The following is a 3,142-nucleotide window of genomic DNA, read 5'->3' as shown; positions in this document are numbered from 1 at the left end:
GCGCACTGGGGAGATACGTGGTTCATGGGAAGGGATGCGCATCATGACTAGTCCACGACCCGGCGGTGCGACCGTGGACACTGCGCCAGGTCGCGGCGCCATACCGCCCACAGTGTCGTCATGTGGACGCATGCGCGCGCAGCGACAGCGCCAGGCGCCGCCGCTCGCGAACTGCTCGCTTCGGTACCCGGCGCGCACCCGCTCACCGCCGTCGTGCACACCGCCGGGGCGCTGGACGACGGCGTGCTCAGCGCGCTCACCCCGGAGCGGTTGTCCGCGGTGCTGCGGCCGAAGGTCGACGCGGCTTGGCACCTGCACGAGCTCACCGCCGACCTGGATCTGGCCGCGTTCGCGGTCTATTCCTCGGTTTCCGGCGTGCTGGGCAGTCCCGGGCAGGCCAATTACGCGGCAGGCAACGTGTTCCTCGATGCGCTGGCCGCGCACCGGCGCGCCGCCGGGCTGCCCGCGGTGTCGTTGGCGTGGGGTGCGTGGGAACAGCGCACCGGCATGACCGCGGAGCTCGATGAGCGGGATCTGCGCCGCATCAACGACAACGGTGTCCCGCCGCTGCCGGTGGAACGCGGGCTGGCGCTGTTCGACGCGGCGCTCGGATCGCACGAGCCGGTGGTCGTGCCGCTGGGCACCACCGGCACGGTCGAACGCCCCGGTAGCGAGGTACCTCCGCCGCTGCGCGGGCTCGTCAAGCCCGCCCGCCGCGCGGCCGCCGGGGCGTACTCCGCGGCGCGGTCCGGCCTCACCGGCAGGCTCGCCGGGCTCGACCTGCAGCGCCGCGAGCAGGAGCTGTTGAAGCTGGTGCGCAGCGAAGCCTCGGCCGAGCTCGGCCACTCGTCGGCCGAATCCGTCGGCGCGGAGCGGGAATTCCGCGCGCTGGGCGTGGATTCGCTGACCGCCGTCGAGCTGCGCAACCGACTCAGCTCGGCCAGCGGGGAGCGGCTGCACTCGTCGCTGGTATTCGACCACCCGACGCCGCTGGCGGTGGCGCGGCTGCTCGCGCCGGAGTTCGGCGGCGCGGAACCGGCGGCGGGAGACCCGCTGGCCGAGCTGGACCGGCTGGAGCGCGCCCTCGACGGCGCAACGCCGTCCGAGCAGCTCCGCGGCGAGGTCGCGGTCCGGTTGCGCGGCTTGCTGGACCGGTGCGGCGAAGTGCCACGGCAGGACCGCGAAGAGGTCGACGACCGCATCCGGACGGCCAGCGCCGACGAAGTGCTGGCGTTCATCGACAACGAACTCGGCAGGCGCACCGAGGGCTGAGCACCGTCGCCGATCCCCGCGCGGACCGGCGGCCGAGGGATCCGTCATCGGCAGAGAGGGAGGTGCACCGACGATGCCGGACGAAAGCACGCTCGTCGACTACCTGAAGTGGGTCACCGCGGACCTGCACGAGACGCGGCAACGGCTCCAGGAAGCCGAATCCGGGCGGCACGAGCCGATCGCACTGGTCGGCATGGCCTGCCGGTTCCCCGGCGACGCCGACTCGCCGGAGCGGCTGTGGGACCTGGTGGCCGATGGCGGCGACGCGATCTCCGGTTTCCCGGCCGACCGCGGCTGGGACCTCGATGCGCTCGGCGGCGGGCGCAGTGCCACCACGCAAGGCGGATTCCTGTGCGGTGCGGGTGAATTCGACGCGGAGTTCTTCGGCATCTCCCCGCGCGAGGCCGTCGCGATGGATCCGCAGCAGCGCCAAGCGCTCGAAGTGTCGTGGGAGGCGCTGGAACGCGCCGGTATCGACCCGGAGGGCCTGCGCGGCAGCCGCACCGGCGTGTTCATCGGCACCACCGGGCAGGACTACATCCACCTGCTGCTGGCCTCCCGCGAGGACATGGAAGGCCACGCGTCCACCGGCATGGCCGCGAGCGTGCTGTCCGGCCGGTTGTCCTTCGCGCTGGGGCTCGAAGGTCCTTCGCTGACGGTGGACACCGCGTGCTCGTCCTCGCTGGTGGCGCTGCACTTGGCCGCGCAGTCGCTGCGTTCCGGCGAGTGCTCGATGGCGCTGGCCGGTGGGGTGACCGTGATGAGCACTTCGGCGAACTTCTCCTCGTTCAGCAGGCAGGGCGGGCTGGCACCGGACGGCCGGTGCAAGGCGTTCTCCGACGACGCCGACGGCACGTCCTGGTCCGAGGGCGTGGGCGTGCTGGTTGCGGAGCGGCTGTCCGACGCGCGCCGGAACGGGCACCCGGTGCTGGCGGTGCTGCGCGGTTCGGCGGTGAACCAGGACGGCGCCTCGAACGGGCTCACCGCGCCGAACGGCCCGGCGCAGCAGCGGGTTATCCGGCAGGCGTTGAGCGCGGCCGGACTCGGACCGTCCGATGTGGACTCCGTGGAGGCGCACGGCACCGGGACGAGCCTCGGCGACCCGATCGAGGCGCAGGCCGTGCTCGCCACCTACGGCCAGCAGCGCGAACGGCCGCTGCTGCTGGGCTCGGTCAAGTCGAACCTCGGGCACACCCAGGCCGCGGCCGGAGTCGCCGGGGTGATCAAGACGGTGCAGGCGATGCGGCACGGCGAGTTGCCGCCGAGCCTGCACGTGAGCTCGCCGTCCTCGCACATCGACTGGGACACCGGCTCGGTGGAGCTGGTCACCGAGCGCACCGCGTGGCCCGCGGCGGATCGGCCGCGCCGCGCCGGAGTTTCGTCGTTCGGCATCAGCGGCACCAACGCGCACGTCGTGCTGGAGCAGGCCCCGGAGGACGGCGATTCCCGCACAGCAGGCGAATCCGCAGGAGGGGAGCCGCTGCGGCCGGAGGTCGTGCCGTGGCCGGTGTCCGCCCGCACCGCCGAGGCGCTGGACTCCCAGATCGAGCGGATCACCGCGTTCCACGAGCGAAATCCCGCAACCCCCGCAGTAGACGTCGGTTTCTCGCTGGCAGCGCGGGCCGCGCTCGAACACCGCGCCGTCCTGGTGCGCACCGAATCCGGCGTGCACGAGATCGCCCGTGGCACCGCAGGTCCGGGCCCGCTGGCCGCGTTGTTCTCCGGTCAGGGCTCGCAGCGCCTGGGCATGGGCCGCGAACTGCACGCCCGCTTCCCGGTGTTCGCCGAAGCGCTGGACGAGGTGCTGGCCGCGCTGGACGAGCACCGCGAAACGCCGCTGCACGAGGTGATCTGGGGCTCCGACGCAGTG

The 3,142-nt window shown here is 72.8% G+C and carries 2 protein-coding genes; both read left to right on the top strand.

Annotated features, from left to right (window positions below):
- Positions 1-120 precede the first annotated feature (120 nt).
- Positions 121-1,272, top strand: coding sequence for a beta-ketoacyl reductase (locus IJH84_RS15560; protein WP_295145693.1), 1,152 nt, complete (start codon positions 121-123; stop codon positions 1,270-1,272).
- A gap of 73 nt (positions 1,273-1,345) precedes the next feature.
- Positions 1,346-3,142 (top strand): beta-ketoacyl synthase N-terminal-like domain-containing protein (locus tag IJH84_RS15555; protein WP_295145691.1); only part of this gene is annotated, 1,797 nt, incomplete at its 3' end.

The organism is Saccharopolyspora sp., assembly GCF_017434145.1.
Taxonomy (GTDB): domain Bacteria; phylum Actinomycetota; class Actinomycetes; order Mycobacteriales; family Pseudonocardiaceae; genus Saccharopolyspora_C; species Saccharopolyspora_C galaxeae.
This window is presented reverse-complemented; position numbering and strand designations above follow the sequence as displayed.

What these genes read in the sequence shown, in the direction of transcription:
- IJH84_RS15560 (WP_295145693.1), top strand. Translation starts at nt 121, where the DNA reads ATGTGGACGCATGCGCGCGCAGCGACAGCGCCAGGCGCCGCCGCTCGC.